The following is an 18,768-nucleotide window of genomic DNA, read 5'->3' as shown; positions in this document are numbered from 1 at the left end:
CCAGCAGCTTAGTAAAAGCTGAACTTAGATCTTAAGATCTGAATAATAAAAGGAAGTTAATCCCATGAAATCAACCTCGACTCTGCTTGCCACCGTTATTGCTATTTCTCTTTCTGGTTGCATCATCAATGTTAACGGCGCTAGCGCGGGGCCACTAAACCACCAAAAGAAACAACTTCAAATTGATGCCACGCAGATTGATACCTTGATCGCTGAAACTGGCGCTGGCGATCTCAACATCCAAGGGGTCGATGGCCTAACACAAATTATGGTTAGCGCAGATATCTACAGCTATGGCGATATCGAAAGTAACCTCAGTCTCGAACAAAATGGCACTAAGGTCACTCTGATTGCAAACTTCGACAGCAGCATTAACTTTCAGCGCTCCCCCTATATCGACCTTACGATTCAAGTTCCTAGCAGCATGATGTTAGACATTGATGATGGTTCTGGTGATATCGAGATTAAAGGCATGTCGGCAAATATTCAACTCGATGACGGCTCTGGCGATGTATGGATTCAAGGCGGTAAGGATCTCGATATTCAGGATGGTTCTGGCTCTGTTGAAATCAGTAACACTACTGGCAAGCTCACCTTAGAAGACGGCTCGGGTTCTATAACGTTATCTGATCTTGGCGGCGATACCCATATCGATGATGGTTCAGGTGACTTAAGCGTACACAACGTTAACGGCCGCGTAGTGATTGATGACGGTTCGGGTGATATCGATGTCGACAATACCCTAGGTTTAAGCATTATCGAATCAGGCTCTGGCGATCTTAGCGTTGATAACATCAACGGCGCTGTCAGCATGCACTAATACCTATCCATATAAAGTTACCTCTACGTATTAAGCACTTCGATAGAGGCAATACCTTCCCGGCGCAGGCACTGCGATCTGCTAGACAGATTTAGCCTTACTGTTTAGCAGATCCCAGTGCCCTGCCCACCTACATGACATAATCAAAGGAATTGATTGATGAACAAACTAAAACAGCTTTGGAAAAATAACCGTCAGTTAGTGATTTTCATTGTGTTAATGTCTGTTGTTAGAAGTGCTGTCGCAGACTGGTACTCAGTGCCCACAGGATCGATGCAGCCCACCATCAAAGAAGGCGACCGTATTGTGGTGGATAAAATGGCCTATGATTTACGCTTGCCCTTTACTCAAATCTCATTAGCCACAATAGGCGAGCCAGAGCGTGGTGACATCGTTGTGTTTGAATCAACCGCTGCCAATAAACGCTTAATCAAACGCGTTATCGGCCTACCCGGTGACGCGGTTAGTTTGCGCAACGAAGTGCTGTTGATTAATGACGAAGCATTAGCTTATTCAGTGGTATCTGAAAACCATCAAGAGTTAATTGCCAAAGAAGACCTCAACGGCTTATCCCATAGCATCCGGATTGAAAAGGATGCCAGCGATAGCCTAAGCCACTTCAATACCCTGACCGTACCTGACAAGCACTACTTAGTTATGGGTGATAACCGCCGTAATAGCGCCGACTCTCGGGTTTATGGATTTGTACCTAGAAATGAACTTAAAGGTAAGGCGACTCGCGTCGCATTTTCACTGGATTATGAAGACCGCTATATGCCACGTGAAGAACGATTTTTTACGAGCCTTTATACCGATTAAACTCGCTTCACTTAACTCAACTTAACCTTGCTAAGTAAATCATCTGAATGGCGTAACCTCAGTGAATGGTTACGCCATAAATGCTCACTCTTGCGTGGCTATCAAAGCGAGCTTCTTGGCTCTTGGCCACTTTTTTAACACTATCTCACGCTTAAGCGCATCGGAGTGACTGCCCACAGTTTCAAAGTAAGCTAGAGTCAGCGGCCCTTTTCCGCGCAAAAACTTAGCCGATTTAGCACTACCACTTTGATGCTCGGCAAAGCGGCGTTCCACATCGGTGGTCACGCCCGTGTACAGGTGCCCATTGGCACAGCGCACCATATACAAGTACCACTGCTGCGGTTGACTATTTTTAGGCTCAGAGCCGTTTTCAGGCTCTGTGATCTGCTCTGTGATCTGCTCTGTTGCTGCCATTAACGGCTAACACTAGTGGTAACGGTTTGTTTGTGCTGGTCGTCTTGCTCAGCCTTATCATCCAGCCCTAGCAAACCGATAAAGAAGGCATACTCTTTAGCCGTATCCTCATATTGGCGATAACGGCCACTCTTGCCACCGTGCCCTGCTTCCATATCGGTATCAAACAGCAACATATTAGCGTCTGTCTTCACCTCACGCAGCTTGGCTACCCACTTTGCTGGCTCAAAGTACTGTACTTGTGAATCGTGTAATCCCGTCGTCACTAGCAGATGTGGGTAGGCTTGGGCGCTAATATTGTCGTAAGGGGCATAGCTGAGCATATAGTCAAAATAGACTTTCTCATTCGGGTTACCCCACTCATCATATTCATTGGTGGTGAGCGGAATCGACTCATCAAGCATGGTGGTCACCACATCGACAAACGGCACATGAGCAGCCACGGCAAAGTAACGTTCCGGTGCCTGATTGATAACGCCACCCATAAGTAGGCCACCCGCACTGCCACCAGCAGCAACCACTTTATCTTTTGCGCCGTAACCTTGCTCGGTCAGTGCCTTAGTCACATCGACAAAATCATTAAAGCTGTTTTGCTTATTGAGCATTCTGCCGTCGTCATACCAAGCTCTGCCAAGCATTTCTGAACCTCGTACATGGGCGATAGCATAAACCACACCACGATCGAGCAAGCTTAGCGCTGATGAGCTAAAATCTGGCTCTACGGTATAACCATAGGATCCGTAGCCATACTGATACAGTGGATTAGTACCATCTTTATTAAACTTATCTTTGCGATACACTAAGGTTACTGGCACCTCTTTACCGTCACGAGCCTCGATAAATAAACGCTCTGCCTGATAGTCATCGGCATCAAACTCACCCAGCACTTTTTCTTGCTTAAGCAGTTGGCGCTCATTTGGCTGAGTTAACGCATACTCATACACAGATTCAGGCGTGGTCGGGCTTGAATAGTATATTCGCAGCTTGTCACTCTGCTGACTGGCATTAACATCGAAGCCCACAACATAAGCGGGATCGTTAAAGGCTAATTCAAATTCGGCTTGGCCATTAAACGGATACACGCGAATATGGCTAATGCCTCGCTCGCGTGTTTGCACCACCATGTAATCTTCAAGCAGAAGCACATCTTCAATACGGGAGTTGAGATCATGAGCGATTACATCTTGCCAAGCGCTCTTGTCGGCAGCCTGGCTAATAGCCACCTTCATCAAGCGGAAGTTGCTTGCCTGCCAGTTCGTCAGAATGTAATAGCTGTCGCCTAACTTAGATACCGAATACTCATGACCCTCTTCTCGCGGCAATACTGGCGCAAATTGTGTGAGTGGCTGACTGGCATCTAACATGCTCATTTCACTGGTAACGGTACTTTCGGCATGTAACACAATCACTGACTCATCGAGAGACTTACCTAAGCTGATGTAGAAGGTATCATCTTGCTCTTCATACACTAAGACATCATCAGCCTGACTGGTACCGAGTTTATGACGGAACACCTGATAGCCAAGTAGCGTTTGTGGGTCTTTGGCAATATAGAACAGATGCTGATTGTCGTTTGCCCACACCACGGCGCCATCGGTGCCCTCAAGCTTATCGGCCATCAATTCGCCAGTGGTGAGATCTTTAAAGTACAAGCTGTAGATACGACGGCTTAATAGGTCTTCAGCAAATACCAGCTTAGTTTCATCTGGGCTCACCGATACACCGCCCAAGCCATAAAAGTCTTTGCTCTCGGCGCGAAGATTCACATCTAATAAGATTTGCTCTTGCTGGCTGTCTAACGCTGTTTTACGCGCAATAACCGGGTATTCAAACCCTTGCTTGTAATAGCGGTAATACCAATGGTTATGCCAGAAGTACGGCACACTCGACTCATCCTTATCGAGTCGCCCCACCAGCTCATCAAACAAACGCTGCTTAAGTCCGTCAAAGGGTTTGAACTGCTCTTTGGTATAGCTGTTTTCAGCATTGAGATGCGCGATAACCTTGGCATCTTTACGCTCATCGTCTCGCATCCAGTAATAATCATCGACACGAGTGACACCATGTAGCGTCATTGTGTGGGGTACTTTGTCAGCTTTAGGAGCTTCTACAGGTTTTTTTGAGGTCATATTATTACATCCAAATAGCAATATAGCGCTAAGTGTGAGAGCTGAAATCAATTTCATCTAACGCATCCTTGTGCATTCTCAATCGGTATTATTTGTGTCTTTTGCTGGAAGTCCGCTAGTTTTTTGCGCTATTTCGCCATTTTTGCGGCCCAGCTTGTCATTTTACATAAATAGGGGCAACATAACGCCACTTGGCTAATTTGTTAATCAATTCATTAATCATTAGCCAAGAATAATTCTCAGGGCGGGGTGAAACTCCCCACCGGCGGTAAGTTATATCGTGATAGTAATCACCATATAAAAGCCCGCGAGCGCCTAGTTTAGGCTATTTAATATCAATAAAAATAGCGTAAAGATTAACTAGGGTCAGCAGATCTGGTAAACAGACTTTACCTATGACGCCTGTCATCGATGAGGTTGCACCTACTCCAGAGCCGACGGTAATGAGTACTGATTAACGATATTCAGTACACTGAGTCCGGATGAAAGAGAATATAAGAATAAGCGCGTGATCCGTTAAGCCTTACAGGCTTTGTGGCGCACTTCGCGCAGCTCTTATTATGCACATCAACTAATGTCGATATTTTGGCTTAGGCTATGTGCCATTTTCTGTACGCCCTGATTCTGGCCAACCCAATGTCGTATTTTAAGGATGTTATCCATGAATCAGTCTTTACTTGCCCCTTATGGCAATGCAATCGAACGTGTAAATGCAGCACTTAACGCACTACGCCAAGGCAAAGGTGTGTTAGTTGTTGATGATGAAGATCGTGAAAACGAAGGCGATCTTATTTACTCGGCAGAAACACTCACTAATGAACAGATGGCACTGCTTATTCGCGAATGTAGCGGTATAGTTTGCCTCTGCCTGACCGATGAACGTATCGAGCAGTTACAACTCCCTCCAATGGTAAGCGATAACAATAGCCAATATGGCACCGCGTTTACCGTGAGTATCGAGGCTAAAGAAGGTGTAACCACAGGTGTGTCAGCCGCAGACCGTGTTACCACTATCAAAGCTGCGATTGCCGATAACGCTAAGCCTGATGACTTAGCACGCCCAGGTCATGTTTACCCTCTACGTGCTCGCCCAGGTGGAGTATTAGAGCGCCGCGGTCATACCGAAGGCACTGTCGATCTGATGAAACTTGCAGGCCTTAAGCCGTTTGGCGTGCTTTGTGAAGTCACACTTGTTGATGGCACTATGGCTCGCCTGCCTGAAATCATTGAGTTTGGTCAGCAGCACAATATGCCGGTACTGACTATCGAAGATATTGTGGCCTACCGAAATACTCAGTAATACCCTACCGCATTAATACCGCACATTAATCCAGACAGTCACCTATTAAGTGGCTGTCTTTGTAAGAGTTAATCGTCATCCAGCAACATTATGTATATTAAATACATAATCAAACTAATTGATTAGTGAAATATTTCTGCTAACCAACTAAATTCGTGACCTAGATTAGACTTTGTTGAATTAACTGAGACACCCTTTTATTTCTATGGTTATTATCTAACGCTCTTTTTTATTCTCACTTTCCGTCACGGCCACCAGAGCCGACATGTTGTCCTGCGGAGGATCTGCGCCGAATGCTACCCGTATTAAGTCGATTGAGCTTAAAACAGAAGCTATTTCTATCAGCCTCTTTACCAATGTTTATCTTGGTATTGCTCGCGATTGTGAGTGCAACAACACTCATCAAGCAGTATCAGCACGCTTCAGCCAATGTTCTCACCACCAAAGTGACCTTAGGCATAGAGAACGTTATCTATGAGCTACAAAAAGAACGGGGACTCTCAGCCGGGTATCTTAGTAGCAATGGGCACTTGTTTGAGGATGAATTACAGCAACAATGGCTCATTACTGACAGGGCGTTTCAAACATTCATTTTCAACTCGGCTCTTACAGAAACCATCAATACCGTCAAAAACGATAGTGTGCTGTTTGATGCACTTAAAGAGCAGATCAGTAAAGCCAGTATAGAGCTGCAACAATTAAGCACGGCTCGACAAAACATTAGCGAATTGAAAACTCCCGAATCCTTCGATTTCTATTCAAAACTCACTCAAAAGCTCATCAACATCATCTCTCAGTTACGCTTTAAGAGTGACAACTCTTATCAAGTACTGGTGCAGTCTGATTTGATTAGTATGCTCAAGATCCAAGAGCTCTCAGGCCAAGAGCGCGGCCTAATCAATAAACTCCTTTCTGCGCCATATATCGACCCTGCAGCATTTAAAGCGATAGCCCAGGTAAGAAATCAACTCGATAACGCCATTACCAATGCTTTCTCAACCATGACGCCAGATAATCGCATTAAGTTTAATGAGCTAATCAACAGTCAAGAACAGCAGCTCATCTCCAATTATCGCAAGCAGCTACAACAACAGATAGACTTGGTAGAACAAGCAGGCTTTATTAGTGATCTTGTCGGGTATGATGGCCTTAACTATAACTTTAATGGCTACCTCACGACGTTAGATCCTGCTTATCTTTCCAGCTTCAAACAAAATCACCTTGCCCTAAAAGCCACGTTTGAGCAGATCATAAATAATAATAACCTGACGCCAAAGCAACAAGAGCTGATCCAATCATTGGAGCTAACGGCACAGCGATATCAAGAATATGTTAGCCAGACCGAGTCAACTCAACACCCAACCACTACAACACTTGAGCTGCTTACTCAAGATATTGCCTTACACGACAGCTTGTACTTGCTACAACACCAAGCTCCACTGATTAGCAGTGAAGATTGGTGGACTGCTACCACTGCTGGCATTGATAGCCTGCACCAAATTAATACCCAGCTCACCGAAAAAATTGCGCGCCAAAACGAAATAGAGAAACAGCAGATCCTCTCTTTGCTCTATATTAGCTTTTTTGCAGGTCTACTCTTCTTCTATCTCGTTTATTTACTGAGTAGAAGTATCGCCAATAACCTTATCGACTCAGTCAGCGGCATAGTAAATGATGTCGAGCAGCTCGCAAAAGACCCTAGCCTAGAGCTTGATTTAACCGTAAAGGGAAGTGATGAGCTAGCCCAAATTTCAGTCGCGGTAAACCAGATGGTCTCCGAGCGAATGAAATCAAAACGTGCACTGCACCAAGCCTCTGCCGTATTCAGGCATTCAGCAGAAGCCATCATGGTAACCGATGCCAAAAACCGCATTGAACTGGTTAACCCTGCATTTACTAAGATCACCGGTTATACCCTTGACGATGTAAAAGGCAAAAACCCAAGCGTATTAAGCTCAGCGCACCACAATAACCATTTTTACTCAGGCTTGTGGCACTCCTTAGCGGATAAAAATAGCTGGGAAGGTGAGATCTGGAACAAACGTAAAGATGGTCAAATCTATCCTGAATACCTTAAGATCACAGCGGTAAAGAATAGCCAGAATGAAACCATTCAACACATTGGCCTATTTTTAGATATCAGTAACAACAAACAGTATGAGCAGGACCTTTGGTATAAAACGAATTACGATTCTTTGACTAAGTTGCCGAATCGGCATCTATTCTCGTTACGCCTACAACAAGCGATTGATAGTGCTCAGCAGGAAAACAATCAGGTCGCCCTCTTCTTTATCGATCTTGACCGCTTTAAGTTTATCAATGAGCTCCATGGGCACGCCGCAGGCAATAAGATCCTTAAGCAATCAGCAACACGCCTTGAGTCAGTATTAGGGCCTAACGACTCCATTGCCCGTATCGGTGGCGATGAATTTGTCATTATCTCGCCGCAATCAAACATATCCAACAGTACTGAAATACAAGCACAAAAACTCAGTGATGTGTTATCTAAGCCCTTTATATTAGATGGCAAAGAAACCAATATCTCATCCAGTTTTGGCATCGCCTTTTTCCCAGAAGATGGCCAAGATATAGAGATGCTACTACGTAATTCAGAAACGGCTATGTATCAAGCCAAGCGCGATGGCCGTGCGCATTTTCAATATTTTTCTCCTGAGATGAATGTCGAAATGTTAGCACGTATGCATTTAGAGCAAAGGTTACGTAAAGCGGTAAAACTTAACGAGTTCTACATGGAGTACCAACCCGTTATTGACATGTATAGCGGCAAAACAACCAGCGTAGAAGCCTTGATCCGCTGGCGAGATCCAGATTACGGCATCATATCTCCCAGCACGTTTATTCCGATTGCCGAAGAGACAGGATTGATCGAACCTCTGGGAGAATGGATCATACATCAGGCGCTCTCGGATCTTGCCCAGCTGCACGCCCAAGGTTTACCAATCAACATGGCAATTAACGTGTCTGCTCGTCAATGCATCAACTCAAAAGAGTTGAGTTTGTATGACCTGCTCAAGCAGGGGCTAGCAGAACATGCGATCTCAGCTAAGAACGTCCATATTGAGATCACTGAGAGCATGCTAATTGAGGATAAACCCCGTTGCTTGCAGATCTTAGAATCAATAAGGCAGCTTGGTGTCGATATCTACCTCGATGATTTTGGCACAGGCTATTCCGCTCTTAGTTATCTGACACAATGCCCTATTTCTGTCATTAAAATAGATAAAAGCTTCATTGATAACGTGTTGAGCAATCAATCTGATGCAAAGTTGATTACCGCGATAGTGATGATGGCACAAAGTTTGGAAATGCCACTGGTGGCAGAAGGAATTGAAACTGTCGAGCAGTGGAATTTTTTACGCGATTTAGGCTGTGACTACGCTCAAGGATACTTGATGTCTAAACCGCTGACGAAAGCCGACTTGGTTGTTTTTTTGCAGCAGGCTAGGCCTTTCCAGTATCTGAATCTCAATACCGAACAGGCTCCAATCAGTATCAGCAAGTGATCCACTCAGGGCGCTTTTTAGCTGGCTAACTCGGTCAAGAAGGATGGATGCTGGAATGCTTGCTACTTTATGTAAGCGATTCAACACTGAAGTCTTAAATATTGTTACGCATACAAAAAAGAGCAGCTAAGCTGCTCTTTTATATTCTTTTAAACTGGCGATTTATACTGCAGCGCTCGTCATTACACTTGCAGACTCTTCAACAGCCATCTGTGCCAAATCTTTATCGACAAAGAATAGCGCCTTGCCATCTTCACCCACTAGACGAATTTTATCGACGATAGACTTGAATAGTTTCTCTTCTTCGTGCTGCTCTGACACATACCACTGCAAGAAGTTAAAAGTAGAATAGTCTTGGTTAGTAAAAGCTGCATGAGCCAATTGGTTGATCTGCTTAGTGATCAATTGCTCATGTTCATAGGTGTATTCAAACAAAGCCAGTAGAGATGGAAAATCAGCCTGTGGTGCTTCGATAGTGCCTAGTAATGGCATACCGCCAGTTTCACTGACGTAAGTGAACAAGCGATGCATATGACCCATCTCTTCGTCTGCATGAGCACGCATAAACTTAGCCGCCCCTTCAAAGCCTTTGTCTTCACACCATGCACTCATTTGCAGGTAAAGGTTAGAGGAGAAGAACTCCATATTGATCTGGTCATTTAACTGGTCAATCATCTTCTGGGCTAACATTGCAATTCCTTAGGGCTTTCGATTTATAAACGTCATTGTTATCAAGCTAGCAACTAATTGCAATAAAATTTACTTAAGTGACTGTTAATTAAATAATAATAGTTTTCATTTACAGGCTTCTCGGCTACCTTGTTAACCATTGTATTTAACAAAAAACCGAGTTAAATCAGGCTTAAGGCCTGTATTTCAACTCAAAGCAATAGAATCATAATTATCACGATTAATTATGCTTCTATTTTGATTGTGTTTAAAAACTGCCGCGCAGATCATAGCCATCTACATTCACCGTGGCATAATGCACTATATTCGTTTTTACTTAACGTTCCGATTCACGTCTCAAGGATAGATAGATGCAGACTCATGCAGATCCATGCTCGCAACCTAGCCTAATGCATCCCGATCAGGCTATCGTTAAATTACTAGAACAAGTAAAACCCATCACAGACTCTGAAGTCGTGACATTGCCACAATCATTAGGCCGAGTACTGGCTGAAGATCTTGCCTCGCATATCGATCTGCCCCCTTTCGATAATTCAGCAATGGATGGTTATGCCTTTAACTTTGCCGATCTAAGTGCCGATAAGCCACTTAAATTAATTGGCCAATCTTTCGCGGGTCACCCCTTTACAGGCGAGTGCATTCAAGGCGGTTGTATTCGTATCATGACGGGCGCACCAGTGCCAAGTGGTTACGATACGGTGCAGATGCAAGAAAAGGTCAAAGCTGACGGCGAACAAATTACCATCGCAGCCCCTAAAGAAAAGGGAGCCAACGTACGTTACCGTGGAGAAGAGCTCACAAGCGGTACTAAAGTACTGACTGCAGGCACCTTAATTGGCGCAGCAGAGATGGGTGTATTAGCCACCATAGGGGCAAGCCAGCTGCGTGTTAAGCGCATTGTTAAAGTCGCCTTTTTCTCAACCGGTGATGAACTTCGCCCTGTAGGTAGCGAATTGGGCCCTGGCCAAATCTATGACTCTAACCGTTATAGTATTCAAGGCTTACTGAGCCGCGGTAATATCGAGTGGATCGATCTGGGTGTTATCGAAGATGACAAAGAAGCGATTCGCCAAGCCTTTAAAACGGCTTCTGAATCTGCAGATATGGTGCTGACTTCTGGCGGCGTGTCAGTGGGTGATGCCGACTACACCAAGCAAATATTAGACGAAGAAGGCCAAATCACCTTCTGGAAGCTCGCTATCAAGCCCGGTAAACCCTTTGCATTTGGTCATTTGGGTGATGCCGTTTTCTGTGGTTTACCTGGCAACCCCGTCTCTTCAATGGTGACCTTTTACAAACTCGTTTGGCCATTGCTCAATAAGATGCAAGGATTACCTCAGACTAAGCCCGTCACTTTAACTGCCACACTAAAGGGTGAGATCCGTAAAGCCCCCGGCCGAGTGGAGTATCAGCGCGCAATTTTAAGCTATAACGCACAAGGCGATGCTGAAGTCGCTGTCACGGGTGGCCAAGGCTCAGGTATGCTGACATCAATGACACTGGCAAACTGCTTTATTATTTTAGCGCAAGATTGTGATGGCCTAAGTGACGGTTCTCACGTCACGGTAGAACCGTTTAATAGCGTGCTTTGCTAACCCAAGCACAACAAAACTAGCTTAAGAGATCAGATAGATGTCCACAGAACATGCAGCAACAGACGAAATACTGTCTGACGCTGAAATATTGCGTTATAGCCGCCAAATATCGATTAAGTCGATGGACTTTGAAGGTCAAGAAAAGCTCAAGCAGGCTAACATATTGATTATTGGTGCCGGCGGCTTAGGCTGCGCAGCGAGCCAATATCTAGCAGTGGCAGGTATAGGCTCAATGACCTTAGTGGACTTTGATACCGTCGAGATATCGAATCTACAAAGACAGGTATTGCATCAAGACGCCAATGTCGGCCAAGCTAAAGTGGACTCAGCCAAGCAAAGTTTAACGGCGCTTAATCCACATATTCAGATAGACACTATCAATGCTGTGCTAGATGATCATGAGATTGATGCATTAGTTGAGCAGCACTCAATAGTGATGGATTGTACCGACAATGTCGCCGTGCGTGAGCAGCTTAACCAAAGCTGCTTTAAGCATAAAAAACCACTCATATCTGCAGCCGCAATTCGCATGGAAGGCATGGTTACTGTATTTGACTATCAAGCCAATACCCCTTGCTACCACTGCTTTAGCCAACTTTTTGGTGAGCAGCAGCTTAGTTGCGTTGAATCAGGGATTTTGGCGCCAGTGGTCGGTATGATCGGTTGCTTGCAGGCGGTCGAAGCGATCAAGGTCATTGCCAATATGGGCCAGACCTTAGCAGGCCGCATTTTGATGATCGATGCGATGACGATGGAGTTTCGAGAAATGAAACTGCCAAAACAAAGCAACTGTAAAGTCTGCGGCTAGTTCTTTCTACAGGTCACTAGAAGCAGCTTAAAAAGCTGCTTCATTATTCTTTTATCTGCTTATATTCACAGTCTTTTCAGTAAACCTTTACTACTCTTATCAGTGAAATCTTCCTTTACGCTTAGCAAATGAAGAGTATAGTAATTCTACATGTAAGCTCACTAACGCTATATCAGAAGTGATAAAGGAGTATTTTTGCTGCCAACTTCTGCGCTCAATGAGTTCATAAGGGATCAATACACCTTTACTCATTCGGCTTGAATTAAGCATCAAGAAATAGCTCTGAGTTAACCCTCTTCTTTATATCGATTAGTATCAACCCCAGCTAAATCAACTCTGTGGAGAATGATTAGATATGAAAAAGCCCCTAATAATGAGTTTAATGATTACAACAGCTATGCTATTAAGTGCTTGTAATCCAAAAGAACTGGAGCCAGAACTTAGCCAAAAAGATGCAACTACACTCGCCAATCCAGCATCTATGTTTTGTATTTCACTCGGTGGCTATATCGTCATAGAAAATAACGACAACGGACAAGTTGGCTACTGTAATCTACCCGATGGCAAGCGCGTGGAAGAATGGACCCTTTATCGTGATTCAACCAAGCAAAGCCTAACTAAACCGCAGCTAGCCAACCCGGCTAGCGAAAACTGTATAGCACAAGGTGGCAAAGTAGATTTAGCAACTAGCATCTGCACGTTAGCTAACGGTGAAGAAGTCGAGCAGTGGACCTTATTTCGTCGCGACAACGAACAAGCGGCAGACTCTAGCAGTGCCCCCAACCCTGCATCAGAGTTTTGTATATCGCAACAAGGTAAGCTCAACATAGCCACCGGCATGTGCACCTTACCCAGCGGTAAACAAATTGAACAGTGGCAACTGTATCGTCAAAATCATGAACAAGCTGTTGAAACGACATACATCCCCAACCCTGCAACAGAATACTGTTTATCACTAAATGGGGAGGTTGACCCAATGTCAGGGGTCTGTTCTCTACCTAACGGTGAAAAAATTGAACAATGGTCATTGTTCAGCAAGCACCAAAAACAATCTAAAAGTGAAGCAGGGATCTTAGACGCCCCTAATCCTGCGGCAGAATACTGTTTATCACTCGAGGGGAAAGTGGATTTAGCGACAGGGTTCTGCACTTTGCCAAGTGGCGAAAAAGTCGAACAATGGGCTCTTTATCATCGAGACCATAAAACCATCGACTAGTACTGGCTAAATCTATAAACCCAATAACTTAAGGCTCACTTTATTCGTCATCTCTTATGACAGATTTAGTGAGCCAAGCGAGCACTCGCCATCAATAGTCCTTTTTCTACCCAAATAGAGACTGCCACCCCCCTCGCTACTAGCTCAATAGGCAGGTCACCCGCTTCTATATTGGGCAATTCACCGTATAGCGCCCTATCGTACTGCACTTCATATAGAGTGATAGCTTGTCCTTGATCGCTGAACCGTATTTGAGCCGCGGTAAGGCCTTGAACTGAACAATAGCGACCGCCTAACATCTGCCCATTAGCTCCAATTCGACTCGAATTTACGATAGCAAAATCAAGTTCGGTGAAATATTGCCTTAAGGTAGAAAGCTGCTTAGTTTGCACCTCCAACGGCTTCATTTTGATATGGTTTTTAGCCACTTCATCGGCAATCTTCCAACTCATGCTATTCGTTACAGCAAACGAATTCGGCCGAGCGGTGTTATCTTGCCAGCTCATATGCGGATACAACTGCACACCCAGCACTAGCAGTAATAAACTCGCAACCATACCAAGCATGAGTTTAAATCGATTACGGCTGCGGCCATCACGCGAGTTATCACTCTCTGAGTTACTATTACAGCTATAACGATGCGTGCCATCACAGCCAGATCCCTGTGCAGTATTCAAATCCGCTTGTTGATCCCGTGTTGCACATTCCTCTTCGACAGTTTGGTCAACGCTATCGAGCAGCGCTTCAATTTTATTAAGCCCAAGCTCACTGAGCATTTGCTTGTCAATATGGCGCTTTACCTGAGCTTTAAAGTTCATCTCGGCGGCATCGGTTTTATTATTCATCTTTATTGCCCCCCTGTAGTCAGAACGGGTTCACCGAGCACTATGTCGGCAGATTTCAATTTAATACGATGTAAACGCGACAAAATCGTGCCTCGGGGTTGGCCTAAGTCCTCTGCAATTTCTGCCGCGCTATAGCCTTCGAGCGCCCACAGATAGAGCACTTCTCTTTCTGCTGAATTAAGTTGTTCAAACAGATATTCGATAAGATCATGTTGTATTTCAATCTCTTCCAAACAGGTTTCGTCGAGCAGGGCTGGAGCATTATCATCTAGGGGTTCAAAGTCCACCAATTTAAGCCTACGACAATCATCAATAAATTGGTTACGAATAATTGCTCTTAGATAGGCTCGCAAAGAAACAGGCTTGGCACTGCATTTTAGCCAGCGCTCGATTGCGGTTTGCAGTAGATCTTCAGCTTGAGAGGAGTTGGCAGTCAAACAAAAACAATATCGATATAAGCTTTGCAGTAGCTCTCTGTCCATTCTAGTCAGCCAGTCATTGCTTGGTAGGCAAGTGTTTGGTAGCCAAACCTATTGCGAGTAAGTCAGTTACGGGCAAGCTAAAACCGCAGACCCATTGACGTTCAATCAACCCAGACAAGAGACTGAGATCGAGCTCAGAATTGGTAATTTGCGCCAAGGTTTGCCCAGATGCTATCGCTTGCAGTAAAAACATTTCAGCTTTACTGACTACACTCAATTGCACCTTAAATCTGTCTCGATATATCACCAGGTAATGAGGGCCTGAACCTGTGTATTCTTGTATGCCTTGCTGGGTATTATGCCTAGCCCACACCAGCTGCACCTGATACTGACACGTCAATAGCGCCACATCCGGCCTCAGTAATAATGTAACCTGCTGCTGCGCTGATTCACTAAGCTCCGCTAACGCCTCTAAACGACAATTTGTCGACTGCATAAATTCGTGCAAGTCCATGCTGTAATAGCTTTGATTTAACAACCATTCTAACTGAGCTAATTCTGGTAAATATTCTAAATCTTTAAAGGCTGCATGCTGACAGGTTTCTATCGCTAACCAATATGAAAAGTGTTGACCGTATCGATTCAAATTGCAGTCCGCGAGAGGATATTGCTGGCAATAACCTTTTACCAACTGCGTAAAACAAGCTTCACCAACGACCAATTTGCAAACCGGAAAAACCAGTTGTAGGGCACTATTTAATGCCTGAAATGCGTTATTACGATAGATATCAACCCTATTTAGCTCTCGCTCATTAACAAGCTGAGTAAGCTTATTTGCATTCCCCTGTGGCTCAAGGGCATGAATAAAAGCCGACTGCCAATCTGCTAAGCGCATCGTTCACCTACCACATGTTTACCCATAGCCATCTCATCGTTAACGCGCTCTGTTGGCGCTAATCGTAAAATTTCAGCGGCTATTTGCTGCTCTTGCAGTAATCGCGCTAACGTCGGCAATTCGCTATCCCATTCAATCATGCTGGGGATAGGCCCGTGTTGCTGAATGTATGCGGTAAATGCCGCCCACACACTCGGAGCGACAGGGTGATTATGGGCATCAAGCAAGTAATCACCCTTATCATGAAAACCTGCAAGATGGATCTGCTTGACCCTTTCGACCGGAATAACGTCCATAAATGAGCGCAACGACTGATTGAGATTCACGCTAGTCACAAAAGCGTTATTAATATCGAGTAACAGGTAACAATCTGCCTCTTCCGCTATGGCCGCAATAAACTCCCCCTCACTCAGCTCATTATGACGACAGCTCATATAGGTAGACACGTTTTCGAGTAAAATCCTTTCACCCAAAAAATCTTGAGTCTGCTTAATACGCTGACTGATATGCATCACCGCCTCTTGGGTATAAGGCAATGGCAGTAGATCAGCCACTTTGAAGTCATCATTACCAGAGAAACTGGCATGTTCAGAATACCAATGGGCGCCACATTGCTGCTTTAAGGTTTTTATCTGTTGAAGGTAATCGAAATCAAGTGGACTGGGGCCACCTAAAGATAGGCCTACGCTGTGGAAAACCAACTCAAAGCGATCACTCACGGCATTGAGAAGATGTTGATTTAATCCCCCCTCTACTAGCCAGTTATCAACTAGCACCTCCAACCAGCGGATATCTATGGTTTCGTCTGCGAGTAATGGTTGTACATGAGGGATGCGCAGGCCTATGCCTGCGCCCGCTATGCTTGAGGTAAGCACTAGCTTTTAGCCGGTTTAACGGCTTTGACTTCACCGCCAGTTATCTTGTCGCAAGTCCCTGCGGGGACATAAATCCATTCGGTAGACATATTGTCTTCTTTAGCTTGTCCCGCACAACCGTGGCTACCATCTAGGGCACCACAATCATTTGCCCCGGCTTTGGCCACCCCGGCACACTTTTCCCACTCTTTGGGCTGTTCCGGTACAGCTTGAGCCCCCATTGAGATGCTCGCAGCGAGAATACCTGCAACTGTTGCCCCTACGGCCGTTTTTGTCGATTTCATATCAGAATGTCCTTTTGATTGATAAGATGTTCATTAGCTATAACGAATCTAAATCGTTATTGATTGCATCAATGTCAAAATTAATTCTAGTCGATAAGAAAACTAGCGGGAGCAAGTACCGCTTTCGCAGCGCTGCTTGCCTGTTAACAAATATGAAATTCGATATCTGTGTTTTGCAAAAAAAAGATAGCCCAAATCAGCGACTGGCTTTATTAGAGGAGTTCTGAGCAAAGCAACCCAACGCCCCTTTCCAACGGCAGCCCAAGCCTGATAAGTCACATCTAAGCCTTTGATTAAAGTGCCGTCTGCAAGCTCAGCATGTAAGATTCGATTAGCCAATGCAGCATCAATATTGGGGAAGTTAATTTCAAAGTTGTGCTGATTGAGATCTTGCAGCTCAATATTATTGTGTTTATCTAACGCTTTTATCTGCTGCATTTCGGCATCACACAATGGACACAATGAGTCGTAAAATATCCTAAGTTTCATTTTAACCTCCAATCAATAGCTTTATTAGCATCAATAAATGAGTTAACAATGCCACGTAGGTCAGCCTAGTGCGCATTCTTTGATAACTGTTATTCACAGGTAGGTTGTCGCAGTTTTTTTCAATACTTAACAAGCTGAAATAACCGAAAGCCAATGCAATCAAGCCAACAATGGGCATAGAAAGTAATAGAGAAAACCAGGCTAAAAGAGCATAAAGATTACTGAGGATAAGCAGGTTACCTAGATTATCAACGGAATACAGAGATAAGACCCGCCCCCACAGTGTACCCGCTAGAAAACTAAGGATAGTTGCACTGTAGCTGATAAAAGCAAACTGAGGTTCAAACCAAGGCAATGACCAGTCAGCCCAAGTCATCACCGTCGCGATAATAAAAGGCAGTAGTCCCGCATAACCTAATCCTAGCCAAACCTGTTGATTACTTTTCATTGCAACTCTCTCTATTACATCACTACAAACCTGTACGAAAGAAACGCCATTTTAGATCTTCTGGTTTGACTCCTATGTAAACAGATGATCTAAATTACTGAATCTTACGTAATCAGCTCTATAGTTAAATGAAAAGGACGACTAATGACTGTCAGTATTGCCACCATAAAAATCACTAATTTACGTCTGCGAACCTTCATCGGCTTCAACCAAGAAGAGCGAGAGAAAATGCAAGATGTGGTGATCAACATTGAAATCCAATACCCGGCTCAGCATGCGATTTTGGAAGATGATGTAGAAGCTGCGCTCAACTACAAAAAAATCACTAAGGCCATCATCCAACATGTAGAGCAAGGACGATTTTTGTTGCTAGAAAAGCTGGTGTCCGATGTGCTTGAGATCAGTTGTGATCACTCCTGGGTGCAATTTGCGCGTGTCACAGTCGATAAGCCCCATGCTTTGCGATTTGCAGACTCAGTATCTCTAACACTTGAATATCACCGAGAGTAACATTTTGGCTGTTAATGCCATAAAGGAGTCAACGATGGACTTATCACAAGCAGAACAGGTGAAAAATGCCCTTATTGCTAAAGGCCTAGAAACACCACTTTTACCATCAGATATGAATACCCAGCAAAAGTATGATCGAATTAAAGGCTTGATGACTGAAGTGATATCGACCCTAGGGCTAGACCTTAGCGATGACAGCCTTTGCGAGACCCCACACCGCATTGCCAAGATGTACGTCAACGAGGTTTTTGCCGGTTTAGATTATGCGAATTTTCCTAAGATAGCCCAAATAGAGAACAAAATGGGCGTCGATGAAATGGTCAAGATCAGTGACATTAGTGTTGTCAGCACTTGCGAACACCACTTTATTACCATTGATGGTCTCGCCAAGGTGGCCTACATTCCAAAAGAGACCATCATTGGTTTATCTAAAATCAATCGATTAGTACGCTTCTTTGCTCAACGACCCCAAGTACAAGAGCGCCTAACCAAACAAATGTTAGTTGCCCTACAGACTCTACTTGGAACAGCAGACGTTGCTGTTAGCATTAATGCCACCCACTACTGTGTAAAGTCGCGAGGTGTAATGGATACTCAATCACAGACACAAACAACGGCACTCGGCGGCTGCTTTAAATCGAACCCAGCCACCAGAATTGAATTTCTTAGATAAAATAGGCAGTCA

The 18,768-nt window shown here is 44.5% G+C and carries 19 protein-coding genes and 1 riboswitch; of the genes, 9 read left to right on the top strand and 10 right to left on the bottom strand.

Going from position 1 to position 18,768, the window contains the following annotated elements:
* Positions 1-64 precede the first annotated feature (64 nt).
* Both ACVBJC_RS12380 and lepB read left to right on the top strand, forming a co-directional pair.
* Positions 65-820, top strand: a complete 756-nt coding sequence (locus ACVBJC_RS12380; protein WP_447161071.1) for a hypothetical protein — start codon at positions 65-67, stop codon at positions 818-820.
* 159 nt (positions 821-979) lie between these two features.
* Entirely contained in the window at positions 980-1,639 is a 660-nt protein-coding gene (gene lepB / locus ACVBJC_RS12375; protein ID WP_447161070.1) for a signal peptidase I, read from the top strand.
* Positions 1,640-1,723: 84 nt separating this feature from the next.
* On the opposite strand, the gene ACVBJC_RS12370 is transcribed toward lepB, so the two are convergent.
* Entirely contained in the window at positions 1,724-2,053 is a 330-nt protein-coding gene (locus tag ACVBJC_RS12370; protein WP_447161069.1) for a GIY-YIG nuclease family protein, read from the bottom strand.
* Positions 2,053-4,239 carry a S9 family peptidase gene (locus tag ACVBJC_RS12365; protein ID WP_447161068.1) on the bottom strand — a complete coding sequence of 729 codons (2,187 nt, stop codon included), beginning with the start codon at positions 4,237-4,239 and terminating at the stop codon, positions 2,053-2,055. Before ACVBJC_RS12365 ends, ACVBJC_RS12370 begins: the two co-directional genes overlap by 1 nt.
* Before the next feature lie 174 nt (positions 4,240-4,413).
* A riboswitch (FMN riboswitch) is annotated at positions 4,414-4,680 on the top strand.
* Positions 4,681-4,843: 163 nt separating this feature from the next.
* Between ACVBJC_RS12365 and ribB the strand changes: the two genes are divergently transcribed.
* Positions 4,844-5,482, top strand: a complete 639-nt coding sequence (gene ribB / locus ACVBJC_RS12360; protein WP_447161067.1) for a 3,4-dihydroxy-2-butanone-4-phosphate synthase — start codon at positions 4,844-4,846, stop codon at positions 5,480-5,482.
* Between the two features lie 293 nt (positions 5,483-5,775).
* Positions 5,776-9,006, top strand: a complete 3,231-nt coding sequence (locus ACVBJC_RS12355) for an EAL domain-containing protein (RefSeq protein WP_447161066.1) — start codon at positions 5,776-5,778, stop codon at positions 9,004-9,006.
* A 162-nt stretch (positions 9,007-9,168) separates the two neighbouring features.
* Here the strand turns inward: ACVBJC_RS12355 and ftnA are convergent, their stop codons facing one another.
* The gene (ftnA, locus tag ACVBJC_RS12350) at positions 9,169-9,696 is read right to left on the bottom strand and encodes a non-heme ferritin (protein ID WP_447161065.1); all 528 of its coding nucleotides are present in this window, start codon (positions 9,694-9,696) and stop codon (positions 9,169-9,171) included.
* A 350-nt stretch (positions 9,697-10,046) separates the two neighbouring features.
* On the opposite strand from ftnA, the gene moeA reads away from it, so the two are divergent.
* The 3 genes from moeA to ACVBJC_RS12335 all read left to right on the top strand — a co-directional run bounded on the left by moeA (position 10,047) and on the right by ACVBJC_RS12335 (position 13,315).
* The gene (gene moeA, locus ACVBJC_RS12345) at positions 10,047-11,291 is read left to right on the top strand and encodes a molybdopterin molybdotransferase MoeA (RefSeq protein WP_447161064.1); all 1,245 of its coding nucleotides are present in this window, start codon (positions 10,047-10,049) and stop codon (positions 11,289-11,291) included.
* Positions 11,292-11,328: 37 nt separating this feature from the next.
* Positions 11,329-12,099, top strand: coding sequence for a molybdopterin-synthase adenylyltransferase MoeB (gene moeB, locus ACVBJC_RS12340; protein WP_447161063.1), 771 nt, complete (start codon positions 11,329-11,331; stop codon positions 12,097-12,099).
* 382 nt (positions 12,100-12,481) lie between these two features.
* On the top strand, positions 12,482-13,315 hold the full coding sequence (locus ACVBJC_RS12335) for a DUF333 domain-containing protein (RefSeq protein WP_447161062.1): 834 nt from the start codon (positions 12,482-12,484) through the stop codon (positions 13,313-13,315).
* A 65-nt stretch (positions 13,316-13,380) separates the two neighbouring features.
* Here the strand turns inward: ACVBJC_RS12335 and ACVBJC_RS12330 are convergent, their stop codons facing one another.
* The 7 genes from ACVBJC_RS12330 to ACVBJC_RS12300 form a co-directional block, all read right to left on the bottom strand.
* Positions 13,381-14,160, bottom strand: a complete 780-nt coding sequence (locus ACVBJC_RS12330) for a hypothetical protein (protein ID WP_447161061.1) — start codon at positions 14,158-14,160, stop codon at positions 13,381-13,383.
* A gap of 2 nt (positions 14,161-14,162) precedes the next feature.
* A complete protein-coding gene (locus ACVBJC_RS12325; protein ID WP_447161060.1) occupies positions 14,163-14,642 on the bottom strand; it encodes an RNA polymerase sigma factor in 480 nt (159 codons plus the stop codon).
* Positions 14,643-14,655: 13 nt separating this feature from the next.
* Positions 14,656-15,477, bottom strand: coding sequence for an HvfC/BufC family peptide modification chaperone (locus ACVBJC_RS12320; RefSeq protein ID WP_447161059.1), 822 nt, complete (start codon positions 15,475-15,477; stop codon positions 14,656-14,658).
* Positions 15,468-16,352 carry a DUF692 domain-containing protein gene (locus ACVBJC_RS12315; protein ID WP_447161058.1) on the bottom strand — a complete coding sequence of 295 codons (885 nt, stop codon included), beginning with the start codon at positions 16,350-16,352 and terminating at the stop codon, positions 15,468-15,470. Before ACVBJC_RS12315 ends, ACVBJC_RS12320 begins: the two co-directional genes overlap by 10 nt.
* On the bottom strand, positions 16,352-16,636 hold the full coding sequence (locus ACVBJC_RS12310) for a BufA1 family periplasmic bufferin-type metallophore (RefSeq protein WP_447161057.1): 285 nt from the start codon (positions 16,634-16,636) through the stop codon (positions 16,352-16,354). The genes ACVBJC_RS12315 and ACVBJC_RS12310 overlap by 1 nt, the downstream gene beginning before the upstream one ends.
* Before the next feature lie 102 nt (positions 16,637-16,738).
* Positions 16,739-17,125, bottom strand: coding sequence for a thiol-disulfide oxidoreductase DCC family protein (locus ACVBJC_RS12305; RefSeq protein WP_447161056.1), 387 nt, complete (start codon positions 17,123-17,125; stop codon positions 16,739-16,741).
* A gap of 1 nt (position 17,126) precedes the next feature.
* A complete protein-coding gene (locus ACVBJC_RS12300) occupies positions 17,127-17,573 on the bottom strand; it encodes a DUF3429 domain-containing protein (protein ID WP_447161055.1) in 447 nt (148 codons plus the stop codon).
* 144 nt (positions 17,574-17,717) lie between these two features.
* Between ACVBJC_RS12300 and folX the strand changes: the two genes are divergently transcribed.
* The gene (gene folX / locus ACVBJC_RS12295; RefSeq protein ID WP_447161054.1) at positions 17,718-18,083 is read left to right on the top strand and encodes a dihydroneopterin triphosphate 2'-epimerase; all 366 of its coding nucleotides are present in this window, start codon (positions 17,718-17,720) and stop codon (positions 18,081-18,083) included.
* Between the two features lie 34 nt (positions 18,084-18,117).
* Positions 18,118-18,756 (top strand): GTP cyclohydrolase I FolE, encoded by a 639-nt coding sequence (gene folE / locus ACVBJC_RS12290; protein ID WP_447161053.1) that lies wholly within the window; start codon positions 18,118-18,120, stop codon positions 18,754-18,756.
* Positions 18,757-18,768 lie beyond the last annotated feature (12 nt).

The organism is Shewanella sp. 0m-6 (assembly GCF_052977325.1).
This window is presented reverse-complemented; position numbering and strand designations above follow the sequence as displayed.

Excerpts from the sequence above, each read along its gene's own strand:
- ACVBJC_RS12380 (WP_447161071.1), top strand. The coding sequence starts at position 65 with ATGAAATCAACCTCGACTCTGCTTGCCACCGTTATTGCTATTTCTCTT.
- lepB (WP_447161070.1), top strand. The coding sequence starts at position 980 with ATGAACAAACTAAAACAGCTTTGGAAAAATAACCGTCAGTTAGTGATT.
- ACVBJC_RS12370 (WP_447161069.1), bottom strand. The coding sequence starts at position 2,053 with ATGGCAGCAACAGAGCAGATCACAGAGCAGATCACAGAGCCTGAAAAC.
- ACVBJC_RS12365 (WP_447161068.1), bottom strand. The coding sequence starts at position 4,239 with ATGAAATTGATTTCAGCTCTCACACTTAGCGCTATATTGCTATTTGGA.
- ribB (WP_447161067.1), top strand. The coding sequence starts at position 4,844 with ATGAATCAGTCTTTACTTGCCCCTTATGGCAATGCAATCGAACGTGTA.
- ACVBJC_RS12355 (WP_447161066.1), top strand. The coding sequence starts at position 5,776 with ATGCTACCCGTATTAAGTCGATTGAGCTTAAAACAGAAGCTATTTCTA.
- ftnA (WP_447161065.1), bottom strand. The coding sequence starts at position 9,696 with ATGTTAGCCCAGAAGATGATTGACCAGTTAAATGACCAGATCAATATG.
- moeA (WP_447161064.1), top strand. The coding sequence starts at position 10,047 with ATGCAGACTCATGCAGATCCATGCTCGCAACCTAGCCTAATGCATCCC.
- moeB (WP_447161063.1), top strand. The coding sequence starts at position 11,329 with ATGTCCACAGAACATGCAGCAACAGACGAAATACTGTCTGACGCTGAA.
- ACVBJC_RS12335 (WP_447161062.1), top strand. The coding sequence starts at position 12,482 with ATGATTACAACAGCTATGCTATTAAGTGCTTGTAATCCAAAAGAACTG.
- ACVBJC_RS12330 (WP_447161061.1), bottom strand. The coding sequence starts at position 14,160 with ATGAATAATAAAACCGATGCCGCCGAGATGAACTTTAAAGCTCAGGTA.
- ACVBJC_RS12325 (WP_447161060.1), bottom strand. The coding sequence starts at position 14,642 with ATGGACAGAGAGCTACTGCAAAGCTTATATCGATATTGTTTTTGTTTG.
- ACVBJC_RS12320 (WP_447161059.1), bottom strand. The coding sequence starts at position 15,477 with ATGCGCTTAGCAGATTGGCAGTCGGCTTTTATTCATGCCCTTGAGCCA.
- ACVBJC_RS12310 (WP_447161057.1), bottom strand. The coding sequence starts at position 16,636 with ATGAAATCGACAAAAACGGCCGTAGGGGCAACAGTTGCAGGTATTCTC.
- ACVBJC_RS12305 (WP_447161056.1), bottom strand. The coding sequence starts at position 17,125 with ATGAAACTTAGGATATTTTACGACTCATTGTGTCCATTGTGTGATGCC.
- ACVBJC_RS12300 (WP_447161055.1), bottom strand. The coding sequence starts at position 17,573 with ATGAAAAGTAATCAACAGGTTTGGCTAGGATTAGGTTATGCGGGACTA.
- folX (WP_447161054.1), top strand. The coding sequence starts at position 17,718 with ATGACTGTCAGTATTGCCACCATAAAAATCACTAATTTACGTCTGCGA.
- folE (WP_447161053.1), top strand. The coding sequence starts at position 18,118 with ATGGACTTATCACAAGCAGAACAGGTGAAAAATGCCCTTATTGCTAAA.